This window comes from Spirosoma pulveris, assembly GCF_054781875.1.
This window is the reverse complement of sequence record NZ_BAAGTO010000001.1, coordinates 311679-337062: the sequence shown is the minus strand read 5'-3', so window position 1 is coordinate 337062 and position 25384 is coordinate 311679. Positions and strand designations below refer to the sequence as shown.

19 protein-coding genes are annotated in these 25384 nt (G+C 52.6%); 7 read left to right on the top strand and 12 right to left on the bottom strand.

What is annotated here, in order from left to right:
- Window positions 1-183 precede the first annotated feature (183 nt).
- Both ACYVJM_RS01330 and ACYVJM_RS01325 read right to left on the bottom strand, forming a co-directional pair.
- Window positions 184-816: a response regulator gene (locus ACYVJM_RS01330; protein ID WP_461146407.1), complete on the bottom strand. Its 633-nt coding sequence runs from the start codon at window positions 814-816 to the stop codon at window positions 184-186.
- A 129-nt stretch (window positions 817-945) separates the two neighbouring features.
- Window positions 946-3963: a ligand-binding sensor domain-containing protein gene (locus ACYVJM_RS01325; RefSeq protein ID WP_461146406.1), complete on the bottom strand. Its 3018-nt coding sequence runs from the start codon at window positions 3961-3963 to the stop codon at window positions 946-948.
- 209 nt (window positions 3964-4172) lie between these two features.
- On the opposite strand from ACYVJM_RS01325, the gene ACYVJM_RS01320 reads away from it, so the two are divergent.
- The 4 genes from ACYVJM_RS01320 (at window position 4173) to ACYVJM_RS01305 (ending at window position 9537) form a co-directional block, all read left to right on the top strand.
- Window positions 4173-5252, top strand: a complete 1080-nt coding sequence (locus ACYVJM_RS01320; protein WP_461146405.1) for a glycoside hydrolase family 5 protein — start codon at window positions 4173-4175, stop codon at window positions 5250-5252.
- 56 nt (window positions 5253-5308) lie between these two features.
- Window positions 5309-7615: a tachylectin-related carbohydrate-binding protein gene (locus ACYVJM_RS01315; protein ID WP_461146404.1), complete on the top strand. Its 2307-nt coding sequence runs from the start codon at window positions 5309-5311 to the stop codon at window positions 7613-7615.
- Between the two features lie 285 nt (window positions 7616-7900).
- Window positions 7901-8737, top strand: coding sequence for an alpha/beta fold hydrolase (locus ACYVJM_RS01310; RefSeq protein WP_461146403.1), 837 nt, complete (start codon window positions 7901-7903; stop codon window positions 8735-8737).
- 62 nt (window positions 8738-8799) lie between these two features.
- Window positions 8800-9537: a phytanoyl-CoA dioxygenase family protein gene (locus ACYVJM_RS01305; protein WP_461146402.1), complete on the top strand. Its 738-nt coding sequence runs from the start codon at window positions 8800-8802 to the stop codon at window positions 9535-9537.
- 152 nt (window positions 9538-9689) lie between these two features.
- On the opposite strand, the gene ACYVJM_RS01300 is transcribed toward ACYVJM_RS01305, so the two are convergent.
- From ACYVJM_RS01300 to ACYVJM_RS01275, 6 genes are all read right to left on the bottom strand, one after another.
- The gene (locus ACYVJM_RS01300) at window positions 9690-10025 is read right to left on the bottom strand and encodes a hypothetical protein (RefSeq protein WP_461146401.1); all 336 of its coding nucleotides are present in this window, start codon (window positions 10023-10025) and stop codon (window positions 9690-9692) included.
- A gap of 235 nt (window positions 10026-10260) precedes the next feature.
- Entirely contained in the window at window positions 10261-11217 is a 957-nt protein-coding gene (locus ACYVJM_RS01295) for a phosphotriesterase family protein (protein ID WP_461146400.1), read from the bottom strand.
- A gap of 13 nt (window positions 11218-11230) precedes the next feature.
- On the bottom strand, window positions 11231-12649 hold the full coding sequence (locus tag ACYVJM_RS01290) for an FAD-dependent oxidoreductase (RefSeq protein ID WP_461146399.1): 1419 nt from the start codon (window positions 12647-12649) through the stop codon (window positions 11231-11233).
- 33 nt (window positions 12650-12682) lie between these two features.
- Window positions 12683-13513 (bottom strand): sugar isomerase domain-containing protein, encoded by an 831-nt coding sequence (locus tag ACYVJM_RS01285; RefSeq protein ID WP_461146398.1) that lies wholly within the window; start codon window positions 13511-13513, stop codon window positions 12683-12685.
- A gap of 10 nt (window positions 13514-13523) precedes the next feature.
- Window positions 13524-14432, bottom strand: a complete 909-nt coding sequence (locus ACYVJM_RS01280; protein ID WP_461146397.1) for an ROK family protein — start codon at window positions 14430-14432, stop codon at window positions 13524-13526.
- 218 nt (window positions 14433-14650) lie between these two features.
- A complete protein-coding gene (locus tag ACYVJM_RS01275) occupies window positions 14651-15427 on the bottom strand; it encodes an SDR family NAD(P)-dependent oxidoreductase (RefSeq protein WP_461146396.1) in 777 nt (258 codons plus the stop codon).
- A gap of 207 nt (window positions 15428-15634) precedes the next feature.
- Between ACYVJM_RS01275 and ACYVJM_RS01270 the strand changes: the two genes are divergently transcribed.
- A complete protein-coding gene (locus ACYVJM_RS01270) occupies window positions 15635-16384 on the top strand; it encodes a GntR family transcriptional regulator (RefSeq protein WP_461146395.1) in 750 nt (249 codons plus the stop codon).
- Between the two features lie 2 nt (window positions 16385-16386).
- Here the strand turns inward: ACYVJM_RS01270 and ACYVJM_RS01265 are convergent, their stop codons facing one another.
- Window positions 16387-16608 (bottom strand): hypothetical protein, encoded by a 222-nt coding sequence (locus ACYVJM_RS01265; protein ID WP_461146394.1) that lies wholly within the window; start codon window positions 16606-16608, stop codon window positions 16387-16389.
- 35 nt (window positions 16609-16643) lie between these two features.
- Window positions 16644-19259 (bottom strand): glycosyl hydrolase-related protein, encoded by a 2616-nt coding sequence (locus tag ACYVJM_RS01260; RefSeq protein WP_461146393.1) that lies wholly within the window; start codon window positions 19257-19259, stop codon window positions 16644-16646.
- A 521-nt stretch (window positions 19260-19780) separates the two neighbouring features.
- Here ACYVJM_RS01260 and ACYVJM_RS01255 point away from each other — a divergent pair.
- Entirely contained in the window at window positions 19781-20419 is a 639-nt protein-coding gene (locus ACYVJM_RS01255) for a hypothetical protein (RefSeq protein ID WP_461146392.1), read from the top strand.
- A gap of 97 nt (window positions 20420-20516) precedes the next feature.
- Window positions 20517-21071, top strand: a complete 555-nt coding sequence (locus ACYVJM_RS01250) for a hypothetical protein (RefSeq protein WP_461146391.1) — start codon at window positions 20517-20519, stop codon at window positions 21069-21071.
- 357 nt (window positions 21072-21428) lie between these two features.
- Here ACYVJM_RS01250 and ACYVJM_RS01245 read toward each other — a convergent pair whose 3' ends face one another.
- Both ACYVJM_RS01245 and ACYVJM_RS01240 read right to left on the bottom strand, forming a co-directional pair.
- Window positions 21429-21710, bottom strand: a complete 282-nt coding sequence (locus ACYVJM_RS01245; RefSeq protein WP_461146390.1) for a hypothetical protein — start codon at window positions 21708-21710, stop codon at window positions 21429-21431.
- A 528-nt stretch (window positions 21711-22238) separates the two neighbouring features.
- Window positions 22239-25373 (bottom strand): efflux RND transporter permease subunit, encoded by a 3135-nt coding sequence (locus ACYVJM_RS01240; protein ID WP_461146389.1) that lies wholly within the window; start codon window positions 25371-25373, stop codon window positions 22239-22241.
- Window positions 25374-25384: the final 11 nt, after the last annotated feature.

The following is a 25384-nucleotide window of genomic DNA, read 5'->3' as shown; positions in this document are numbered from 1 at the left end:
TCAGTGATGGCGGGAAGTTAGCGTACCGGGTGATGTGCTGCTGCTTCTTAAGCGACCTGATCGTTTCGATCAATATAGATCTGGAAATTTGTGGCCAAATCGCTACAAATTTCCAGCTTTTTAATTGCACGATCAATTTTAACGATTATCCGATGTGCTCCCCGGCATACGCCCGGATTAACCTCAAATAATTCGTTCCCGGAGGGCTTTGGCAACTGCCTCCGTTCCACATTGTACGTGTAATTTCTGATAGATATTTTTCAGGTGCCGCCTTACCGTTTCTACCGAAATGGAACATTGGATGCCGATCATTCGATAGGTATACCCTTTTGTCAGGAGTTGAAGGATTTGCTGTTCACGTTCCGAAATGCCGTATTTCAGGTTCTTTTGGGCGGGTGCCTGCATGAATGTTTTCAGGACACGCCGTGCAATACCGGGCGACATGGGCCCACCCCCTTCAACCACTTCTCCCAAGGCATTTAAAAGATGAGTAGAGGTATCTTTTTTCAATAAGTATCCATCCGCTCCTTTACTGAGGCAGGTAAATAATCGTTCGTCATCGTCAAACACGGTGTGCATCAATATCCGGATAGATACATTGGACTCTTTTAGTAAAGCTACACACGCAATACCATCTCGCCCGGGCATATCGATATCCATCAATACCACATCGGGTTTGTCGCGGGCTGCCTGTTCCAAAATCTGCATTCCATTGCTGTAGGCTCCCACAACGGTGTATTCTTCTTTGCTCTCGATGAGTAGCTTGAGCAGCGACCGAAGTTCGTCATTGTCTTCGTATATGGATACGGCTATCATAATGCAGGAGTTAATAACTGAGAAGGCACAAAGAGAAGCAGACGGAAGACATTCCACACCGATTAGGGCAACGCTATTTCCGCTTCAAATTACCTGATTTGCCACTGGTTTGTCAATAACCCTTTCGGGTCAGGGTGCTATGGGGAAACTTAGTTTCAGGGAAGTCCCCTGTCCCGGGGCCGACGTTATTGTCAGTTCGCCGTGCAGCTTCTTTGCCCTTGTCAGCATATTTCGAACACCGTTACGCTGGGTTTCGGCATGCGGGTCGAAACCCACACCATTGTCGGACACTTCCAGATGAAGCCGATTCGATTCAACGTTGATCTTAAGTGAGACCTGCGTCGCCTGGGCATGTTTGACCAAGTTGTTGACCGCTTCTTTCGCGATAAGATACAGGTCCTGCCGCTTTTCCATTGGCAGATTCAGTTGCTGGACCGAATCAGGAATGGCAATTTGATACGAAATACCCGACGCTTCGAATAGCTCAGCGGCATACCGATTCATTCGGGCGATAAAACTGCCTAGATCGTCATTATTTGGATTGATGCTCCACACAATATCATCCAGGGAGTTACTTACCTGCCGGGCTTCCGTAACGATCCGCTCAACCATTGCCCCCGATGGATGCTGGGACGGAAGATTTAGCCGGATCATGGTACCCAGTATACCAATACTACTCAGCGACGAGCCAATCTCGTCGTGTAAGTCGGCCGAAATCCGGTTGCGGATCTGCAAAACGTGCATCAGTTGATTGATACGGTACCTATACAGCCCATATAATAGACTAATGACCAGCGTTGCCAGCAACAGCCGAAACCACCAGGTTTCGTAGTAAGCGGGCAGAATCTCGATAGACAACTGAATGGGTTTCCTGCTCAGGTTACCAAACGAGTCGGTCGCCTGTAAATGCAACCTATACTGCCCAGGTCCCAGGTTTGTGTAGTATGCCCGCTGCGATGCGCCACTCTGGTGCCACTGATTATCAAATCCTTCCAGGAAGTAAGCGTACCGGATATTAGCCAGTTGACTATAGGTCAACGTCGTAAAATCGACACTAAAGGCATTATCCGTCCGAACCAGCTGAACCGGGCGGGCAGGATCGAGCGGGCGCTCTTGTTCATGCACATGGAAGGCTGTAATAACAACCGGCGGCAGGCTGGTCCGGCGGTGCAACTGCATGACATCAAATTGATTAATCCCATCCTGCTGACCTACAAACAGTTCCGTTCCCCGATGCACATAAAGCGCTGCCGTGGTGGTATTCTGGCTTATCCCATCACGGGTTGTTAACCGCATGAATCGTTTGGTGTCTGGTCTGTACCTATAAAGACCATCGAAGTTCCCGATCCATATCGTTCCTTCACCGTCTTCAACCAGGCGACGGTTTTCACGATCATACAGCCCATTGCGGGCCGACAACAGGGTACTCAAGCGCCCGTTTGCCGTCTGCTCTGTAATACTACCCCATCGGGCCGCCCACACATGGCCGTTTCCGGCAATCATAAGGGCATTTGTAGCGAGATCATCGGGCCGTTTTTGCCCCGGTATTGCGCCATCGGCCCAAATAAAGCGATGCCCCGGCTCGGCCACGTAATACAGTCCTTTGTAGGTAGAAAGCCATATTCGATTGGTGCTGTCGAGGGCCAGCCCTGTCAGGAAGTTATTGTTGCGGTGCAAAGCGGCCAGGCAGGAATCTGCCCAATACCGCAGGGGCTCCCCCGTTCGCAAATCAAGTACTCGGACACCCTCATCATTATTTCCCACCCATAACCTCTGCTGTTTGTCGATCAGGCCATGATCGACAAACGGGACGGAAAACAGTTTTCCTGCCCGTTTTGCTGCGGGAATATCTACAAATCGGTTGGCACGGGTATCGTAAACCACAACCCCGTCACCTTTATAACTCCACTCCCGAAGGCCTATCCAGAGCTGCTGATTCGTTTGCTGAAACCACATGGCTTCTGACTCGGCATGAGGATACCGGATAAGGGTAAAGCGATTCGTAGGCCGATGCCACTTCAGCATGCCGGTATGCGATAAGCCCAGCCAAAAGGTCTGACCTGACGTATCCTGTCTGTCGGCGGTAATTACATTCACCACAACTGGCCGACGAACCAATGACGTAGGCAGGGCAATGGTTCGGATCAGGTTATCCCGGGGGTTATAGCTGAACACGCCAATGGACGTGCCAATCCATACGATGCCGCTGCCCGGATCACGATACAGAACATACGTCTGAAACGGCGCCGACTGAATGGTTGTCATCCGGAAGAACTGCTGCTTGTCGGGCCGGAAGGCCAGCAGTCCGTTTTCATCGCCAACCCAGAGAATCCGCTTCCCATTCTCGTCAACACCTTCTTCAACGCACGACATGCGATTGGGCTCGTTGGGAACCCTGAAGAACGCAAACTGGTCAGTGTTGGGGTCGACGCGTAAAAGGCCTTGCCCGTACGTACCAATCCAGAAAATCCCGTTGGCATCCACGCAGCCCCGGCTGAAGTATATCAGCTGCCTGCGCTTCGGATCAGGGCAATCGAGTCCCAGGACACACTCGAAGCGATTGGTACGGCGGTCGAACCGAAACAATCCATTGTCACTGCCAATGACCCACAACCGGTGCTGCCGGTCTTCCAAAAATCCTTTCGCCTTCAAACCCTGATACGTCGTTTGCCGCAGGGCGTACTGGTCGATCCGGTTCGTCTGAAAATTGATTCGTCCGATGCCCTTGACTGTGCTGAACCAGCCTTCGCCGGTGAAACTTTTATACAGATAGCCGGTCGTTGGGGGCGTGTTGGCAACCGGTGTTAGTTGGAGGGTGGTGGGGTCTATGCGGCAGATACCCCGCCTGTCGCTGGCGACCCACATCCGGTTGGCCGAGTCGGCGGCCATTCCCGTTATCAAATACGATTCGGGAAAGAGGAAGTTTCGAAACGACTGACCATCAAAGCGAACGGGGCAACGGCGCGTACCAAACCAAATGAATCCCTGCCTGTCTTTGGCAATGCTGTACACGGTGAGACTCGGAAACGCACTTTTATCCGCCAAATGGCTGAATACTACATTGGGTGCCTGAGCATGCAGCTTGACTAACGGCCCGCTCAGAAGTAGTAGGATGGTGACCACCATGACCAATGGCTTACTTCTCATAAGGATAGCGCATAAAGAAGCGGTTGGCAAACGGCTCTGATCGCAGACACCTGTATTCTCAGGCATGACGGCTCAACCTGCCCCCATCAGGTAGCAAACCGGTGGTGAAAATAAGAGAGAAACCCGTTAAATCAATGGGTGTAAAGGGTTATTGCCAACCCGTGCTGATCCAATGACCTTTACAGACGTTAACCTTCTCCGCGATTGACATGAATACATTCCTCATCAGCTTATTTTTCCTGATCAGCATGACGCTGAGAACCTGTACCAGCCAAACCAATGATTCGACGACTATGGCAACTCCTGCTCCATCCGGCAAACCGGGATTTTACGTTAAAGACCGATTTTTATACGACCCATGCGGCACCAAAATCACGCTGAGGGGCGTCAACAAAATGAATATCTGGACAGACCGGACGGGGAGTTCATTTTCAGAAATTGCGCAATCCGGTGCCAATTGCGTCCGCATCGTCTGGCAAAGCGTGGAAGACAACGGCCAGCCTACCAAAGCGGCCGATCTCGATAAACTGATTACTGCCTGTGTTGCTCAGAACATGATTCCGATGGTGGAAGCCCATGATGCCACTGGCGACTGGAGCAAGCTGGCCCAGATGGTCAACTTCTGGAAACGGGCCGATATAGTAACCGTTATTCGAAAACACGAGAAATACCTGCTGCTCAATATTGCCAATGAGTGTGGTGACGATCAGGTTACCGACACCCAATTTACGAAGGGCTATACGAGCGCAGTTCAGCAGCTTCGGCAGGCGGGTATCCACACGCCTTTGGTCATTGATGCAACGGACTATGGCAAAAACCTCGAGCAGTTGGTCCGCACCGGACCGGGCGTGATCCAGGCCGACCCGGACAAAAACATTCTCTTCTCGGTGCATACCTACTGGCCAATCGCGTTTGGGGCGACACCCCAATTCATTAAAGACCAATTTACGGCCGCTTTCAACGCCGGACTGCCTTTTATTGTGGGAGAATTTGCCGCTTACGGCGCCTACGCTGGTGGAGAAAGTATGTGCGGTCCCAAAGGACAGGTTGACTATAAAACTATTTTGTCGGAAGCCCAGCGGCTCGACATCGGGTGGTTGGTTTGGGAATGGGGTCCTGGTAATGATGGCGGGGGCGATCCCCTGTGTGTCGTAATGGACATGAAGACCAATAGTAAATTCAACACCCTGAAAGGCTGGGGTAAGGAAGTAGCGCTTACCAATGCCGCCAGCATCCAGAAAACGGCGATACGATCCCCTTTTCTGCTCAACAACAAACGGTGTCAATGAAGATCAGGAGCAGCACCTCTCCGTCTGTTCATACCAGCTTTAACCAAACAATTCATATGGAAACTACCACATTGTCCGGCAACCTAGTCGACCTGCAAGTTCCCCTGCCCATTTCCTCCGACGTTTCGCCGGAAGCTCCCCAGCACTTTTCGTTTCTGGATTCCGTTGCGGATTCTGTCGATCCACAGACCCTGGTTGAGCCCCTCGATACGTTCCTGCCCCGACTCGAACGGATCAAGCAACTGTCCGGCCCCATCGTTACGTTAAAATCTTCCCTTGCTGCCTTATCCCGGCAAGTTTCGCACCGCCAATGGCAAACCACACTAAACGTAAGCCAGGGCTCACGGGGCACTTGCTGGGCGTTCGCCGGCATTGCCGCACTGGAAGCGGCTTACGCCCGCATTGGGGTGCATGTTGATCTTTCCGAGCAGTATTTGTTTCATCTGTCCAAAGCCCATGAAAATCACGTGGGTGGTCCGGGTATTCATTCGCTGGTGGGTTTTCAGGGCAGTGCCGATATTGTTCATCACCTCTCCTACTGGGCCGTACCTCTTTCTGCCCATGTACCTTATATCGACCAGGGACCTCTCCAGAATCTGGCAAATTCCATTCCGAACACCGGAATGGCGCTCTCGGGGGCGGGGGGCGGTACCCGGGAACAGGCCGACTGGTTTGAGTTCGATCTGCGAAACATCCCCCTGATGGGGCGTTGGTTTGCCCAATACCGCGTTAAGTCCTTTGGTAAAAAAGACAATTTTACCAACGGTGACATACGCCAGACACTTTCCGACGGGTATGATGTGGTGGTGAATGTTTACGACAATTTTAACCGAGGGGGCCATGTCCTGTTAATTTATGGCTACGACGACGATACCCAGACCTTCGCTATCAAAAACTCTCAGAGTCTGCCAGGTTTCACCACAATGCTGTATGCCAACGATCCGCATTTTACCATCCAGTACGGTTCGATGTATTTCATCACCGCCGTACAACCCGTTCAGACGCAATGGGCAGCCATGTGGGTGGGCCGCTGGGAAACGGATCATGATGGCTGGCGGGGCAGATTGATTATCCGCCGGTTCATCAATATCCGGGGCAATGGTCGGCTGCCCGACTCCGGCAGCCGGATCAGTCTGGGTACCTGGTACGCGGAGGATGGTCGGGTCCTGGATGTTGTGGGCCACTTTGTCGACGATGGACGCGGGCTTCATTGCGACATTGGCGGTCAGCCGTTTGAGTTGTACCTGCACACCCGCGACCCCTACCGGGCCGGGGGCCGAACCTGGTGGAACAAATTGCCTTTTGGGGTCGTCATGTCGCGGGGTACGGCAGTTGGTGCGGGGTCCGGCTTCGACAGGAGCGAATCCATTGGCATCTGGGACACTGTCCACGACGGATGGCGTGGTCAACTGCGCATTGGCGTTGATCCGTCGTATGTACAGGCGGCCGACGCCGTTACGCGCCGAACCTGGATTGACCCCGGCACGACAGCTCACCGCATCGACACGCATATCGATTTCGGGGGCGACAACCGCAATCAGTATTTTCAACTACTGATCCATACGCAAGAAGACGGGTTGATGGGGGGAGTTACTTCCTGGGGCGGTAAGGATTGGCCCGTAGAGGGTCGCCTTGCGCAGAACCTGTACACCATAACCCCGGAAGGCACACTTAACTGGTACCGAAACACCGGACGAGCCCGGCTGGCGCGGGAATGGGAAGGCCCAAAAGCCGTTGGGAGCGGCTGGAACAGTTTTAAGTCAGTCTTCGGTGGGGGTGACGGCGTGATTTACGCCATCACTACGGATGGCAAACTGATGTGGTACTTCCACGATGGCCGCAACCAGGGGCAGTTTCAATGGCAGGGAGGGAAAGAAGTTGGAACTGGCTGGGCATCCTTCGCCCGGGTATTTGCGGGTGACGGGGGCGTCATCTATGCCGTCACGACGGATGGCCGACTGATGTGGTATCGACACCTGGGTCGGCGAGACGGAACCTTTCGCTGGCAGGGGCCCTTCCAGGTTGGTACCGGATGGAACGCTGCAGTGGCCCTGACTGCCGGGCCTGACGGGTGCCTTTACGCCACGCTGCCCGACGGCACCTTGCTCTGGTACCGGCATTACGGCTACGATCAGGGATATTTCATCTGGCACGGCCCCGTGCGGGTGGGCAGCGGCTGGCAGGATATCGATAAAATCTGGGCGGTTGGAAATGGCTTTTTTTATGGGCGCACAACGACGAATGGCGGTGACCTTTATTTGTGGCGTCATCATGGTTTTCTCACGGGTGAGCCCACCTGGACCACCAAAGTTAAAGTAGGAAACGGCTGGGGTGGCACCATGCGGGAAGTCTTCACTACCTAACGATAAGCCGCTTACGTAAGAATTTATTAAGATACCTATTTAATTATACATTCCTCCCCACCAGCAACCTCAAAAGGGAATCTGGTGGGGTTATTGTTGCCCGTAAACGGTGATTTGGCAAAATCACTTAGTAAGTGATTACGTCAATTAGAGCGGATTTACGAATTACTACCGTTCACACAAAGCGTCAGTAGACGTACATAATTAGACGCTTTATTCGTAGTACTGCTCGCAAGATAAGCGCCTGTTGACGAATGAATTACCACCCTTAACTAACATTCTGCCATGAAAATAATACTGTTTCTTTTGCTCATCGCTCCGCTCGTTACTCAGGCTCAGCCAAAAACCAAACAGCTACTTATGGAAGGCCATGGCCAGCCCATCGTGTTATTGAATGGGGGTACCTTCGATATGACGGCTTATGCCCCTCACTCAAAACTATTGGCAGATTCGTTCCTGGTCATTCGACTGCAACAATTCAACGTTCAGTATGCCAACGAAGGCAGAAAGCTACCCGGTAATTATTCGGTAAAAACCGAAAGTAAAGCCATACGAACAACACTTGATTCGCTTCACATCATGGCACCCGTCATAGTAGTCGGGCATTCTTACGGGGGCGTCATCGCGTTTGATTTCGCCCTGAATTACCCTGACCGGGTTCGATCGCTTGTGCTGATTGAAGCACCCCTGTTTGATCTGGCTAGGCAGAAAGGACAACTGACGGAAGAAATGAAAGGCATCGAAGAATTGACCAGCCACTTTACGCCCAATGCCAACATAACTGAAGATATGGTAAAAAGCTTTCGATGCAAACTTTCAGATTGTACTAACTCAGATATCCGCCAGCACCCCATGTGGCCGCAATGGATAAAACAAAAAGACCGGCTGAGGGGCCTATCGGCCACGCCAAACTATACCGTTGATCTCAACAAGCTGCATGCTTTTCAAAAGCCGGTACTTGTACTAACCGGAACGGCAACCATTGCACCGAACAAGCAAGTTGACAAGCTACTTGCTCAGGAATTCCCCAAGGCAAAAACAGGAAGCCTGCCCGGTGAGCATATTGCAGTTTATCGAAATGCAGAAACGTTTGTGCAACTTGTCAAATCATTTATGCGGTAGATTGACAACGCTTAAGTCCAGTAAGTTTTACCTATAATTAGTCTAGCCGAAACCAGCTGACCATGCTTACCCAAGAGGAAATCAAATTTTTAGACACCTACGGCTACCTGAACCTGGGGCAACTGTTAACCCCCGAGCAGGTGGATCGGGTCAATGATCGGATATACCAGTTACTGGCATTGGAAGGCGAAGAAGCCGGCCATGAACTGGCACAATCGAAATACATCCGCCATCCTAAAGAAGAAGGGGCCGACCGGCTGGCCGATCTGGTCAACAAGGGGAATGTGTTCGATGTCTTTTACACCCATCCCCGCGTGCTGGCGGGGATCGAAGCCGTTCTGGGTCAGCAATACAAGCTGTCATCTCTGAACTACCGGGCCGCCAAACCAGGTAAAGGGCACCAAAAACTCCATGTCGACTGGAAAAATACGGTTGTCAATGGCGCGTACCAGGTCTGCAAGAGTATCTGGCTGCTGGACGATTTTACTGAGTCCAACGGCTCCACGCGTATTGTACCGAAAACCCATAAACTGAATCGTTTACCCGACGAGGCCATGGCCGACCCCATTGATAAACACCCCGACGAAATCCGGATCATTGCGCCCGCAGGGTCTGTCTTTATCTTTAACTCGCACGTTTGGCACGGAGGTACCACCAACCTGACCGATAAAGACCGGCGAAGCATTCACAGCTATTTCTGCCACCGTGACCAGCCGCAACAAATCGACCAGAGCCGCTACATTACCGAAGAGACGCGGCAACGGATTGGTGAAAATGGCCAGCATATATTAGCCGTTTGACATTCGCACGAGTCCCTCAAGTGATGTCCTGGCGGGGCAGGTTACAGGCAGGATAAACTACATATAGACAAATCATACACTGATAGTCAGCGATTTAATTATAAACAATCCGTAAACTGTCACTAAAAAAATCACCAGGCTTTTATCGGCAATCAGGATAGGTCCGTCGTAAATAGGGATGTCCGTAAAGGTGTAGATACTGCCCGACTGCATCCGCAACCGCTTGATCCCCAACGGAACGAATATTCTTTGTACTGGTCATAATCGGTAAAATCGCGATCCATCGTCTCGCTGTCGATGAGCCAGGTGGAAGATTCGATCTCTTTGATAGAACGGGGCTTCACGCTGCCCAATCGGGGCAGGGAAATAGAAAAATCTGTTTTCACCCGGTCTTTTGACGTATCAATCGTCTGGACAAGAACCGTGTCCTTTTGGGCTACGAGCAGGCAAAGGGTCGTAAATGCGCCAGCAACCAAATGGGTTGTCATACAGGAAAGGGGTTTACAATCAGTCAATCAAAGAGTAGGTTGTCCCTAATCGGGTATCTTACGGCCAATGAAGCTGCCCTACTGCAGGGCCATTCGTTGCCAGATCAGGTGGTTCACTCAGTTTCATGCTTACAGAATCCCAGTTGGCGCCCGCCGGCAGGGCGGTAGTGTCACTGTGCTGACGGAGAAATTTTTGTCCTGAGTTCGTGCGTATTCGGGTTAGGATGGCATTGGTCTATAAGGCTTCACTAAAGCTATACAAAGCCGCTGGCGTATCAATCATCAGTCGGTTCCAGTACTCGCTCAACCCGCGCCGGTCGAGTTCGTCCCGGAAGGTGATAAGCAGGTAGGTTAAACCCGGAGAGCCGCCGTAGGAGCGCCAATAGGTGTTTCGGGCAGCATCCATCCCGGCTGTGATCTGGTCCGGAAAATCGGGAAGTAGCAGTTCCAGCAGCCGGTATGTCCCGTTTTCTTCTCCTTTTTTCCACCGAAAAGCGCTGTCGAACTCAACCCGAACGCCCGTTTTCAACACCTCACGATGATAGACAACGTCCTGGCAGCGATCAACGTGGGAGATGACAACGTGACGCAGATCAGCCCCGAGTTTATCGAAGCGTTCGGCCTGCGCCAGGGCATGACGGCCCGCGTTGGTATGGGTCAGAATCGGCACGCCCGTTTCGCGGTGGGTATTGACAACGGCCCGGAAAATCAGTTCCTGATGTGGCGTGATGGGGTCGTCGCCGGTGGCCAGTTTGATCATACCGGCTTTGTGTGGTGTTCGCGCGACGACCGGCCCATTGTAATCGTACCGGTCAATCCCGTCGACCACATCGGCGATGAACAGACGCGTCAACTGATCTTCGGAATACTGATACCGCCAGTGGGATTTCGGGTAATACTGTTCGAGGTGAATACCCGTTGGCACCACAATGTGGATTCCCGTTCGACGCGACACCTCCGCCAGTTTCAGCACGTTCCGGCCGCAGTTGGCGGGCATGGTATCGACCATCGTTCGACCACCAGCCGCATATACTTCGGTCAGTTCGGCCGATACCTTGTCAACATCGTTCAGCAAAAAGTCGGGGTTGGCCAGCGTTGGAAAGCTTTCCTCGATAATGAGGTGTTCATGGGCGTAGGTGATACCCGCCTGCGCGGACGGAATATCGCCCAAAACGGTTCGAATAAAGGACATAACGGAGATCAGGTTAGTGCTGAACGTTGACTTCTGCCTGCGGTACCCTATTGTTTTGCCAGCCGTTTCGCGACGTATCAGCTACGACATCCGGGATGTCCAGAATGGCCCCCAGCTTACGCAGGTTCTGCTGAAGCTGGCTCACATTCAATGCATTAGCCGCTTCGTCGTTTTGGATGGATTGTACAGCTGCCAATCCGGCTGCCTGCCCCATCGACATGGTTTGCGCCATCGACCGGCACGAGGCATGGGCGTCGTGCGTGGCCGAAAAACACCGACCAACGACCCAGACCGTCCGGCTTCCTTTGGGTACAATCGTGCCGTAGGGGACGCCATACACCCCCGAACCGGGAATGTACTCCCAATAGGTTTCATCGGCCCCGCCTGCATCGTGCCGGTGGTCTTCGATGGGGGCTCCGCAAAGGAAAATACGGTCGTCGGGCAGGAGCCCGGCCAGGCATTCCTCTTTTGTCAGGCGGTGTTCGCCGTACACCCGCCGGGTCTCTCGAACACCAATCTGGTGCGAAAGTCCAATAATATTGGCATCCTGATAACCGGGCACATCGTCCCGAAAAAAGTCCTCGTAAATGAATGCCTGCCGTCGTCCTTCCACCTCCGCCTGGGTAAGTTCGTCGGCATTCAGGGCCGAAAGTCCGGCTACTTTGACGGCCACGGTAGAGATGCACTTCCGGGCGTTCATCTCGTGGGCCGACCCTTCTTTGCGGGGCAGCGGGTGCCGTCCGCTGGTAACGGCTTCGTTCATTTTCAGAGCCAGCATCTTTTTTCCGCCCGCCCGTTCGTACTCGTCCAGTTCCACATTGCTCATGCGAAAGGTCGTCGTCAGGCTTTGGGCGGGTTCCTGCTGCCCAGCCGTTTCGTAGGCAAATCCCGCCAGATGACAGAAATCGGCATCGCCCGATGCGTCGATGACCCGCCGGGCCAGCACCTTCTGAATACCGCCTTTATTCCAGAAAATACAGACATAACGATCGCCTTCCATGGCTACGTCGATCAGCGTAGAATGAAGCAAGTACCGAATGCCCTGCTGCTGAATCAGTTGATCCCAGACGAGTTTCAGTCGTTCGGGGTTGTAGTTCACCCCGGTGCCGGCCCCGTATGTATTGGGCCGAAGAAACACCGCGCCCACTTTATCCAGTTCGTTGACGATGCGGTCGGGCCAGCCGCCCACGATTTTGCGCGGTCCGCCGTTGCGGGACGTAGCGCCGGGCGTAAAAAAGCCGTAGAACGTATCGAGCATCTGGGTAGACGATCCCCCCGGAAAACCATACCGCTCGACCAGCATCACGGATAGGGTTGGATCGTGGGACGCAGCCGACAGGGCCGCCACGCAACCCGCCGAACCGGCACCGATCACCAGAATGTCGGGTTCGGCCAGTAGCGGCAGGTGGAGATGATTTAAAACGGTCGCCATCTTACAAGCAAAAATTTAAAGAAGCGGGACAGTTCATCCTGGCTGTTGGGGCGTTGGGGTTACTCCCTGGCCACTCACGTAGGACGGTATACCAACGTTTTGGTACAGTTTGGCCAGCCGGTGGGCGTGTTCGTCATAGGCGCTTTCAAAGAGGGAAACCGCTCGTTCGGAACCGACCACGTTTGCCGCCGACAAGACCCTGGGCGGATGCCCGGCCTCGGTGAGCAATCGGGCCGTTTCGGCCTTGATGCAGTTGACCAGCACAGCACCACCCACCGTTGAGCCGGGGGCAACGGGTGTGTCCAGTCCCGGAACAGTAATCATGGCGTCGCCTACGGGGGCACCCGTATCCAGAATCAAATCGGCGAAATCGCTTAGTTTTTTGCCGTCGGGTCGTTTACTGGTGCTTTTTTCGGCATGTTGTTTCGTAACCAGCGCGACCACTTTGACCCCGTGCTGCTGAAATAGTTCGGCCATTTCGATGGGTACCACGTTGCAGCCACTGGACGAAATGACCAGGGCCGAGTCCAGACTTGACAGATCATAATTACGAAGGATACGCTGGGCCAGACCCGGTACGTTTTCCAGAAACATGGCCTGACGCTGTCCGTTGGCCCCAACTACGAGGTTATGAAACGAAAGCGACAACTCAACGATGGGGTTAAAACCTGGAAACGACCCGTAGCGCGGCCACATTTCCTCCACCATGATCCGGCTGTGGCCGCTACCAAAGAGGTGAACCATGCGTCCGGCCAGAATGGTCTGGCTAAACCACTCGGCGGCCTGTTGAATGGCCTGCGCCTGTGCTTCGATCGTGGTTAAGATGTCGCGGGAGCGTTGGATATACGCAGTAGTAAGATTCATAAGAACTAGGTTATTGATTTAGAAAAGCCGCTGCGCCAATAGCCCCGGCCCAATCCTCGAAGTATGCTTTTCGAATATTGGTTTTTTTACCCGCCGGTCGCCACTCGAACAGGTCAAAAAAGGTTTGGAGCGGATCGAGCAAGGCCTTATCGGCCTGCATGATTCCGCCACCCAGCACAATGATTTCGGGCGAGAACGCATTGGCGAACGAGGCCAGTGCAACGGCCAGTTGCCGGATTGAGGTAAGCCAGACCTGCGTAGCCAGCGGCTCACCCTGCCGGTACCCATCGACCAGCTCGTGAGTGGTCTGGTAGCGCCCGAACGAGCGTTTGCCGACGGTTACGTTGCCGATGGCATCTTCCAGACTGCCGGGCATGTTGGTAATGTCGGGCTGCACACTATCAGCATTCACCGTACTATGCCCCAGGTGACCGGCCATTTGAAAAAAACCCTGGTAGAGTTGTCCGTTCAGCAACAGGCCGCCCCCCACGCCCGTACCCAGCGTGAGCATGAGGCCATGTTGCACCCCGTTGAGCGCACCAAAGCGGGCTTCGGCCATCAGGGCGGCATGTGCATCGTTGAGCACCCGAACCGGCTTGCCCAGAAAATCCGACCAATTGAGTCCTTCCAGTCCCTGCAATCGGCCGGGCATACACGCAATGGCCGTGTTATCGGGTGTGGGCAACCCCGGTGCTGACAAGCCTATACCTAGCACCGGCCCGGTAGCCTGCTGGCTCAACGTCTGCACGGTATCTGCCACGGCCTGTTGCCAGTTGCTGCTGTCACCGTCGCCGGTTGGGGTAACAAGTTGATGGAGAACGGCACCTGTGGTGGTGTCGATCAGCACCCCTTTGATACGCGTACCGCCTAAATCAATGCCGATTGTCTGAACCGCCAGGCGGCCCTGCGGGATTTTCATATGATTTTGAATACTTTCTTGATGACTAGTAATTGCATTGACACATTCAAAAAGAGCTTGTTAGGTAACGAGTGGATTTCCTTCAGTAATCAAGACAATCATTCAAATCCCGGACTCGCAAAGTGCATAGCGCAAAAAGGCTTTGTTGGTTACTTTCAGTAATCCTGAAAATCAATTAAAATTTGTAGAAATCCCGCAGGGCCGGGCCGTCTGGCGGTTCAGACAACGCTCCAGCCGCCATCCACGGACAGCACCTGCCCCGTGGTGAACCGGGATGCGTTGGACAGAAAATAAACGGCCGCGCCGTCGAGGTCGCCGGGTTGGCCAATGCGCCCGCCGTCCAGCGGTTGTTTGGTGTGGATAAAGGACAGAATCGTGTCGTCCTGTGCGGCCCGTTGCGCCATCGGCGTTTCGACCAGCGCCGGAGCCAATACGTTGATTCGAATATTATTCGGTGCGTAATAGGCCGCAATCGATTTAGTAAAGCCAATAACGGCCGATTTGGTGGCGGCATAGGCGTGAGTCGCGAAATAGGTCGGCGATGGTCGTGAGCCCAGCACCGAGCCCATGTTCAGAATCGTACCACCGGTTCCCTGCGCCAGAAATGCCTGCACAGCGGCCTGATTAGATAACATGAGCGACGTCAGATTCAGCGCAACCGTGTAATTCCACCCATCGAGTGTTAGTTCATGCAGGGGGCCATCACCAAACCGCCGGCCGCTGCCCCCAGCCACATGATATAGGCCATCGAAACCTCCGAATTCCTGCTGGCAGCGTTCGATAGCCATTCGGGCAGTAGCCTGGTCCGTGGCGTCACCGCTGATGGCAATGCCTTTCCCCTGCAATTGTGCTTCAGCCAGCTGACCACTTTCGGCATTCCGCCCGACCACGATCACCGATGCCCCTTCGTCGACAAACGACTTAGCCGCCGATAATCCCAGGCCGGTTGTTCCGCCAATGATCACAATTCGTTTCTGTGCTAACCACTGCCCCATTGCGTTGACTTTGTAGCTTTCCTTTTTATTGGTTCGAAGGTATAAACAATCGGCTCAAATTCAAATAACTTATTATAATAAGTTTAAAATTTATATCATAATTTACTGATTTAAAGTCCATTTTAATGATCTATTTTAATATAGCATAATAAGTTTTGATGACAACACGGTTCGATTCAATCTCGATCTATTATCTTTATTAGCGCTATGACTGACCAGCTAAACCGCGTTCCTCAATACCAGTATTTATATGAAACGCTCCGGCAGGACATCATCCGGGGGGTATTTAAAGCCGGAGACCTATTACCTTCCGAAAGTGTGCTCCAACAGCAATACCGGCTGACCCAGCCTACAATCCGGCAGGCGCTGTCGTTGTTGGTTCAGGAAGGGTATATCCGGAAGCACCAGGGGAAAGGCAGTATTGTACAGGCCATTCCGATTGGACTGGGCGTCATGTCCCTGAAAACGCACGCAGTCGGTGTCGATGAGAAGACGGTGGTATTGACCGAGCTTTCGCCCGAGTTAATCACAACGGCTATTCTCACTAAACCGTACCTTTGTACCTTCCCCAAAGAGCTGTTGTTTTACCCGACCGATGAAGCCCCGGACGCGATGTACTATTGTCTGGACCGGCTTCGGGCGGTCAACGGTACGCCCGTATTTTACGAAAAGCTGATTTTACCAAATCGGTATCTGCCCAATTTGCCACGTCAGCGACTGGCGAATCGCTCGTTTTTCGATCTGCTGCGCACAAAGTATGGTCTGGTCGTTACAGGGGGCGAGCAGAAAATTCAGGCCCTGCCCGCCGATCAATCCATTGCCGGTCAACTTCAAATTAACCTCGGAAGCCCGGTGCTTCGACTGGAAAAACGGATCGATACGAACAAAAGTGACTTCAGCTTTTACTCCCTCCTATTCGCCCGCACCGACCAGTTTCTGTTGCAGGGACGCTTCTAAATTCATTGGTCTACGGTTCCGTCGGCAAACACAAACCTCCGTACGCCAAAACCAATCCCCAGCAGAACGGCCTGTTCAGCAGTCGCTCTAGCCTTGAACTGGCGGATCGCGTCGGCGATAGGCCGCAAAAAACGGTCCCCGCCTTTGGTTTCGGTGGGCGCAAAATGTATGGCTTCTGCCTGGCTGCTGCACAAGTTGACCAGCCCGATTTTGGTCCCCCTCAAGATCTATTCCGATAACGAATTTTTTTAAATCCTTATCAATTAGCCAATTGAAGGCGGTATGTGTTCAGTTGATTTGGGGCAAACCTGACCTGTAGCTGCTTCCCGGCGGGTTTTAACGGCTGCTCGTTGGTTTCGATATGCGTTGCTTGCCAGGCTTGCCGAATGGGTAAGGTAGTTGTTAAGGTCGGGGTAGCGGGCTTGTTGGCTACGTTCCAGAACCGGACCATCAGGCCTTGCCCGATACCGTCTTCGCTGGGTTTCAGGCTCCACAGCAGCAGGTTAGGGTCGCTGGTGTGCAGCAGCGAAAACGCTGGCGATGGGTACGTATCCATCGATCCGGTGACCCAGCCCGTTGTCAGTGGATTCTGGTGCTCCAGCGAGAACTTCATGGCGGCTAAAGGCTCGAAAGCGGAGGCATGGGTCATCAGCGCAAACTGATACAAAAAGTTGGTCTCTCCATGTTGGCCGCGTATTCCCAATACGCCTTTGTCTTCACGTTTGGTATCGACCTGTCCACCCGCCAGTGCGTGAAGCTGGGCCGATTGCTCCCAAAGTGAATCCACGGCACTCTGGCCGAGCTTAAAAAAACTACAGTCTACATTGGAGAGGGTAATGCCGTAGCTGGCCTCGCTCATGTCGGCAAAGTGGTTGAATGTCTGCCAGTCGAGCCGAGCGTTCTGGGCGGCATAATGCCCACCGCGCGTTTCTTTTTTAGCAGTCAGAATAGCTCCCAGTTCTTCGTGGCGGGTGGTTGGCTTGTTGAGGTTGAAGGAAAACGACCACGTTTTTACGTCGGTGAAATTCGCCTGAATATGATCCTCAACCTCAATGCGCGAAGTATTGGCAAACAGAGTTACCCGAACCGTGTGCGGCACCGGAACCGGCGAAACGGCTTTCAGTGTTACCGACACCGGCCCCACATTTTCGGCCACGACGGGGCGGCCTTCGTTAACGTCCAGCACGCCCAGATCATTCACGTATTTGCCGTCGATAGCTTTCACCAGTTGCTTGTTGCTGGCTTTTGCATCGTATAGTTCGGTGATGGCTCCCGACGGGCTGAGTCGCAGACGATACCGACCGTTGCTGATGTACTCGCCCGAAACGGTAGCGGCTGTGGGTCTGGCCGACGGCGTTCCGGTCCTTACCTCAAATACTTTATACCCGACCGACGGTACGTTCTCGGCGTAGATGCGCAGAAAAGACGCATCTCCTTTGGTGATCAACTGGCTGGCGACTTCTTTGCCGGTCGAAATATCGACGACACAGACGGGAGTGGTTCCCGTATACGCCAGATCAGCAATGTCGTTGCGGTTCCAACTGAGGGGGTTGAAGACAAAAAAACGTGGATTAGCGGCTTTTCTGATCTGTGCGCCAAGGGCACTGGCCGAAAGCCGGTACAACGAGTCGACATAGCCCGTGATCTGCCGTTGTATTTTGTTTTGCCAGGTGGCCCGCACGGGTTGTTTCACGGGGCCGTCGGCAGTCCAGTTATGCTCCCAGTACATACCGAACGATTCCCAGGCCAGATTACGGGCCGGTGACAGGCGATTGGCAAAGTCGGGCGTTTTCAGGGCCACCAACGATGCCAGCGCTTCGGCCGTCCGTAGTTTCTCCGTCGACCGGCGAACCCTGGCGGTCGTTTCGTTCATCGACGCGCAGTACAGATCCCATTCATTGCCGTAGCTCACCGACTCCGAGGGCAGGCGGGGATACGAGCGGGCCACATCGTCAAAAAAGTCCTCTTCGTTGGAAACCCGTACTTGCCGGCTCGCTGTGGTGCCGTTTCGGGCAGCCTGTATGAACGGGTTCGACACATACGTTTCCAGATCATCCCAACCATAGCCAAACGCCCCGGCTACGTTAAACGGATACTTAGATTTAGCGGATACCGTATCGCAGAGCGCATCCAGTTTGGTAATAACCCGGCTTATTTCTTCGGTCTGGCTGACATTTGCAGGCCTATTTTTCGGATACAACCGGCATTCGGCATACCCACCGAGTGGAGCGGCTATTTTTTCGTTGTAATTGTACCATTTCATCAGCACCCTCGATCCGTCCAGACCGGTGTAGTGGTAGAGTTGGTTCCGGCGATTATCCCGATATGCATAGGTCATCTGGCTACCATATCCGCCAATCCCCTTATAGCTATATTTGGCGCCCGATCCGGCCCAGAGCGAGCTTAATCCCAGCGGAATGGTGTTGTTTTCCATCGTCTGCGCCATCCGGAACCGCAGTTTATACGCCCGTTCCAGACTACCCGCGTAGTACATACCGCGTATTACGGCTTCAGTCGGTTGGGCGCCGTAGGTGTTAACCAGCGTATTGAGCGGGCTGCTGATATGACCCGACTTAATAGCGGCTATCAGCCGGTTGAACTGCGTGGGCGATCGGTATTTCTGGTAAGCCCGAAGCCAGTAACTGCCATCGCAGTTGAAGCGAGCCTGAAAGTCGGCCGGGCTATGTCGGGTCGAATCGATCTGGTGCAGGTAATAATCCAGCATCTGAACGAAAGCCGAATCGTACGCAGCTTCGTTGGCCGTCCACATGTAATCGGTATGATCATCGTTGGCGATATAGAGCCGTTTAACGGGCTGTGCCACTGCCAGGGACGAGCCTGCCAGTACGAGTAAAACAAGTAAAGTATATTTCACAGTATCGAATCAGGTAAAGCCTGCCTATCAGTCATTAAACCTACTGATAGGTAGGTATATATACAGATTGATCTACTCAGATAAACGGAGCACTTCTCTGTTTTTTTTCCGTTCATTGATGATAAATATTGATCGGCCAACCAGTCTTATTTGTCAAATGCATTCAGGCGCACAGGGTACTTACCTTCTTAATGGGTATTAAAATAAGGGTCCTAACTAGCGGCCCCTCGAAAAAAGCTTTCCTAAGTGATAGTCATAATTAGTTTGATCTATCGGTTTTATTGGGATACTGTTATATACAACCGCGGTCGAATCGCGCCAAGCGTGGTGTATGTTAAGCGTCTTTTAATATAAATCACAAACGTTTCTTAACCCGGCCCGCTACGTTTGTTCTATCCATCAGGCACCGGGGGCCTAGCACTGCAACGCCCGCCCCGATCATGACAAATTCGTTGAAAGCTATGCAGTAACTGTACACCCATCCGGAAAAAAGTTAAACTTTATAAACAACACTATTTCGTATGAACTACTCCCTCGTTCTCTCGTTTGTCGCTTTCGCCGGTATTACGGCCAATGCTCAAATCCAGCCAACTTCGTTCAATAATGAAGCGTACACCCTCACGGTGCTGCTACCCCACGCAGTCAACGCCCCCACTCCCGGTTCAGATCCGGTTAAGCTGGCCGACAATGGGGTGTATCTGAGTGTCGCTGATTTTACCAACGGCAACCTGGTCGAAACTTTTGCCGATAACACCCCCGGCGATCACATTTGGGCAAATACACCAGGGGGCTATATCTGTGTGCAGTCTCCCAGAGTAACGGAGAAATTTCCTGAATCAAAGACGTGGGGATTTCGCAAACATGGTAAAGACTACCGCATAGTGGATGGCCTCACCTATGAAATAATCAATGAAAATGATATGCTGGTGTACCGTATCGTTCATCCTGACCTGAATTCGTATCGCTACGCAAGTCTGTATTTCTTCAGCCGGTCTGCCGACTCGGATCTCTACCCCATCAGCAAGCACAATCTGGAGATGGTCTACAGCGATAATCAGGAATTTGTGAAGAGTCTGAAAACGAATCCGTACTTCCAACTTAAAGGCGAGGAAGAATCCATCGATGCCGGAGCAGCCCTGTTTTTCCTCCACCAGAGCTGAAAGTGCCCGCTGGCCTGTCGCCCAGGCAGTTCAGCAGTGGCTACATACAGGGGAATTCCAGACTACACTTTCGAATCAATAAACCAATCTATTAGTCATGAAAACCATTCATTTCACACTGGTGCTGTTCTGTCTGACATCAGAAGCCGTCCTGGCGCAAGGCACCGGGGACAAATTCATTACCATTACCCGGGTCAAAAAGGGTGAGGAACCGCAGGAGGTTATGACAGCGGTGAAAAATGATTTCCCCGATGTCATCGTCAAGGACATCTCTTTTTTGCCCAAGGCGTTGCAAGACCGGGAGTGGGCCGTTCAGGAAGTGGACAACAGCGGCTCGTCAGACGTTCGCTTTTACAATGTTCAGGCCTCAAGTGACAACATGAAGTTTGATGCCACATACGACAGAACAGGTAAGCTGCTCAGTTACAAAGAAACCCTTAATCAGGCTGCTTTGCCGGAATCCGTCATGAAAACGCTTAACGAACAGTTTTCGGACTGGCGGGTACTCGGTAACCAGGAGCGCTTTACACTAAACCCAAAAACGACAAAGGTTGTGTACCGGGTCGAACTGGCGAAAGACAAAGCAGGAAAACACGTATTTCTTGACGATAACGGCAAAGTTCTTCGTCAGGTTAGAAAGCTTAGAATCTGAAGTTGATAAGCCTACCAGCCTGTTCATCATTTGCCATCCGGCGCGTAGGATATCCATTCGGAAAGTAGCGAAGGGTATTTATAAAATCATGAATGACTACCTATAAAGGCTGAGAAGGGTTAAAAGCCGTGCAGTAGAAGAACCGCAGGGCGCTCGTCTACAGACGTGATCAGCAGACCAAACGTAAAAGGCAGTGGGGGCATAACGCCAACCTTCCACTGCCTTTTACGTTTGGTCTTGTTATGTAGTAAATGATTTGTAAACAGGAAATCGGCTCACGAGTTTTCTGTACCTAACTAATTGACTATCCAATTCTTAACAAATCTACCACTTGCCTGATTACTACTGCACAAGTACTTAATGAACCGTTACCGGCGTACCGGATAGCTTTTGGCCCCGTGCCAGTACCTTATTGCGGCTGTCGTGCCGGGTAATCGAATCGTTTGACACCAGGGTGCGAAACTCGGATTTATTATCCAGCATGACAGGCATACCCGGCCTATGCCGTTGATAAATACTCCAGCCCACAACGCCCACCGTGCTGGTACCAAGCAAGCCGATGAGCCAGATCGTGCTGGTAAACATGCGCCACCAATGGCGCGACGGGGTATGGAAACCCGGGCTATGTTTTGCATTCATTTCGCTTCAGTAAAACGAATCCCAATGAGACAATTGTCCGGCAATTCGACCCTGACAATCCACTGCTTCACCAGCCGTAAATATCTGATGCAGTACTAAAAACGGGATTGAAAATGGGTTTATTCTTGGTTAAAATGGTACCTTAAACCTCATAACAACACTCCCGTGTCTGGGCTAAACGTCCAACGAATCAGGGAAATACCTAAGCTGATCATTCCATCCGGGGAGACCACTTTCTCCGAATCTTTATCGGAACTGTAACGCGTTTGAAACAGAAATCTCAGCCCATCACCTCAAAAAAACATGATTGCTACTCACATCTACAAACTTGTCGTACCTACGGCACTTGAAGGCTTGATAATCAAATGCTCAACTCTACTATTCACGTCAATCCAGTGGTTGATCAGCCGTACCGATAGTGAAAGCAAAGACCTCTGAAGTTGCACAACGCCGAACAACGGGTTTCGTACAACTTCAGAGGCCTTCTTACTTTTTTCTCTTAGTCAATCACCTTCCGGCAAGTTATCATTACTTACTGACGGCAGACTGCTTTTTCCGGTCAGCTATTTTTTCTGCCCGGCGGCCGTGAATCAAATTATACATAACGGGCAGAATTAACAACGACAGAACGGTACAGGTCATCAGACCGCCGATCATGACTGTGGCCAGCGGCTTCTGTGTTTCGGAGCCGATACCGGTACTCAGGGCGGCCGGCAACAGCCCGAGCGAAGCCATCAGGGCGGTCATGACGACGGGCCGAACCCGGGTCTGGGCTCCTTCCCGAACGGCCTCCAGAATAGGCATTTTCTCCTTAAGGTTTTCCTTGAATCGGTTGATGAGAATAACGCCATCCTGTACCGACACCCCAAAAAGACAGATAAATCCTACTCCCGCCGAAATGCTGAAGTTGATACCGGTTAGCCAGAGCGCCAGAATGCCGCCGATCAGGGCGAAAGGCACGTTGAGAATAATCAGCGTGGCATCAATCGGGCTGCCAAATGTGAACAGCAGGATCAGGAAAATGATGGTAATGGAAATCGGCACCACGATCATCAGGGTCTTTTCGGCCCGCGTCTGGTTCTCAAACTCGCCCGCCCAGCGCAGCTGATACCCGGCTGGCAATTTAATCGCCTGGCTCATTTTTTTCTGGGCTTCGGCAATTGTACTGCCCAGGTCGCGCCCCCGGACGGAGAACTTAATGGCAATGAAGCGGGCGTTGTTTTCGCGGTACACAAAAGCCGGGCCGGATCGGGTGCCAATGTCGGCCAGTTCTTTGAGGGGTATTTTTGAGCCCGAGCGGGTCGGTACGAGCAGGTTGGCAATCAGATCGGGGGAGTAGCGGAAGCGTTCGTCGTAGCGCACTTTAATATCGAAGCGCCGTTCGCCCTCATAATATTGCGTAGCGGTTTTACCGCCAATAGCCGTTTCAATGACCGACTGCACCACATCCGTTGGTACATTATACTGTGCCAGCCGGGCCGGATCCAGTGTAATCCGAAACTCGGGCTGCCCCAGGTTGCGAAATACCCCCAGGTCCTCCACCCCTTTGATCTGCTTCATTACCGCTAATGCTTTTGTGGCCTGCTGATCGAGTATGTTCAAATCCTGCCCGACAATCTTAATCGCCATCGAGCCTTTTACGCCCGACACCGCTTCTTCTACATTGTCGGAGATGGGTTGCGAGAAGTTAAAGTCAACACCCCGGAACCGGGCCAGCTTTTGCTGCATCTGCCGGATCAGTTCTTCCTTGCTAATGTCCCGTCTCCAGTCTTCTTTGGGGTATAGATCCACGAAGAATTCGTTGTTGAAAAATCCGGTTGGGTCGGTTCCGTCGTTGGGGCGGCCGGTTTGGGAAATAACACCCCGCACTTCCGGAAACTCCTTGAAAATGGCCCGGAACCGACGCGTATAGGCGTAACTTTCGTCCAGCGACACGGAATAGGGCAGCGATGCGCGTACATAGATGGAACCTTCATTCAACTGCGGCAAAAACTCCGATCCGATACGAGCCAGGAATATGTAAATGGCAAACGCCAGCGCACCCAATCCGATACCAATGATGACGCGGGGCTTACGTATGGCCCAGGCCAGAGCGGGCGTATAGCCTCGCTCCAGACCATTCACAATCGGATTGTTACGTTCCCGTACGTTCTTTTTGAGTAACACCGCGCACAGCAGCGGGATAAGCGTCAGGCTCACAATCATCGCCCCCAGCAGAGCAAAACCAATAGTCCAGGCCAGCGGGCTAAAGAGCTTTCCCTCAACCTTTTGAAAGGCGAATATGGGCAAAAGGGCCGTGATGATAATAAGTTTCGAGGTGAAGATCGACTTACCCAACTCGGTGGCCGTTGAGACAATCCAGCTCAGCTTGGCCCGGTTGTTAAAGCGCAGCATGCCTATTTTTTCGGCCCGGTGCGCCAGCATGACGAATACCCCCTCGACCATCACCACGCCCCCGTCGATGATGATTCCAAAGTCCAGGGCGCCAATGCTCAGCAGGTTGGCGGTCATGCCCCGCGCCCGCAGACAGATAAAGGCAAAGAGCAGTGCTAGCGGTATCACCAGTGCCACGGTCAGCGTGGTGCGCCAATCGGCCAGGAAAATGAGCAGAATCAGCGTAACCAGAAAAATACCGGTCAGCACGTTCTCACCCACGGTGTGCAGGGTATAGTCGTTCAGGGTGGTCCGGTCGTAAAACGTTTTGATCTTGACATCGGGGGGTAGCACCTGCGTGTTCAACTCCTCGATCTTGGCTTTCAGGGCGGGAATTACCTCGTTGGGATTTTCTCCTTTACGCATCACCACGATACATTCGACCACGTCGTCCTGTGCATCGCGCCCAACAATGCCCAGCCTGGGTTGAAAGCCCTCCCGCACAACCGCTACGTCTTTCACTTTAATGGGCACCCCGTTGACGTTGTCAATAATAATCCCGGCCACATCGTCGGGTTTTGTCAGCAGGCCAATGCCCCGTACCACCAGCGACTGGTTGCCCTGCTTGATCACGTCGCCCCCCACATTAATGTTACTTTGCTGAATTGCCTGGCTGACATCGAGGGCGGTGAAACCGTAGTTGGCCAGCAGCGTTGGGTTCACATCGACATTAATCGTTTTAACTTTCCCACCGAAACTTACGACATCGGCGATACCGGGAACGGATTTGATCTGGCGTTCGACGACCCAGTCCTGTAGGGTTTTCAGCTCGGTAACGTCCTTTGTTTTGCTTTCCAGTGTAAACCGGTAGATTTCGCCGGTGGGGCCATAGGGTGGCTCGACTTCGGCAGTGGCGCCATCAGGAAGCGTTACGTTGGCCATGCGATTCGCTACATTGGTCTGCGCCGTGAAATTATCGACACCGTCTTCGAAAATCATGGTGATGACCGAAAGTCCAAACAGCGAAACCGACCGTAGAGTCGTTTTACGGGGCACCGAGTTCAGTTCTGTTTCGAGAGGGATGGTTACGAACCGTTCAATCTCCTCCGCCGACCGACCGGGCCACTGGGTAATCACAACAACATTCGTGTTGGTAACATCGGGAAAGGTTTCGACCGGTGTATTTAAAAAGCTAACGACACCACCCACCACCAGGAGCAGTATACCAAAGAAAACGACAAATCGATTTGTCAGCGAAAACGTAATCAGACTTCGGATGAAGGTATTCATAAAAGGCGAAT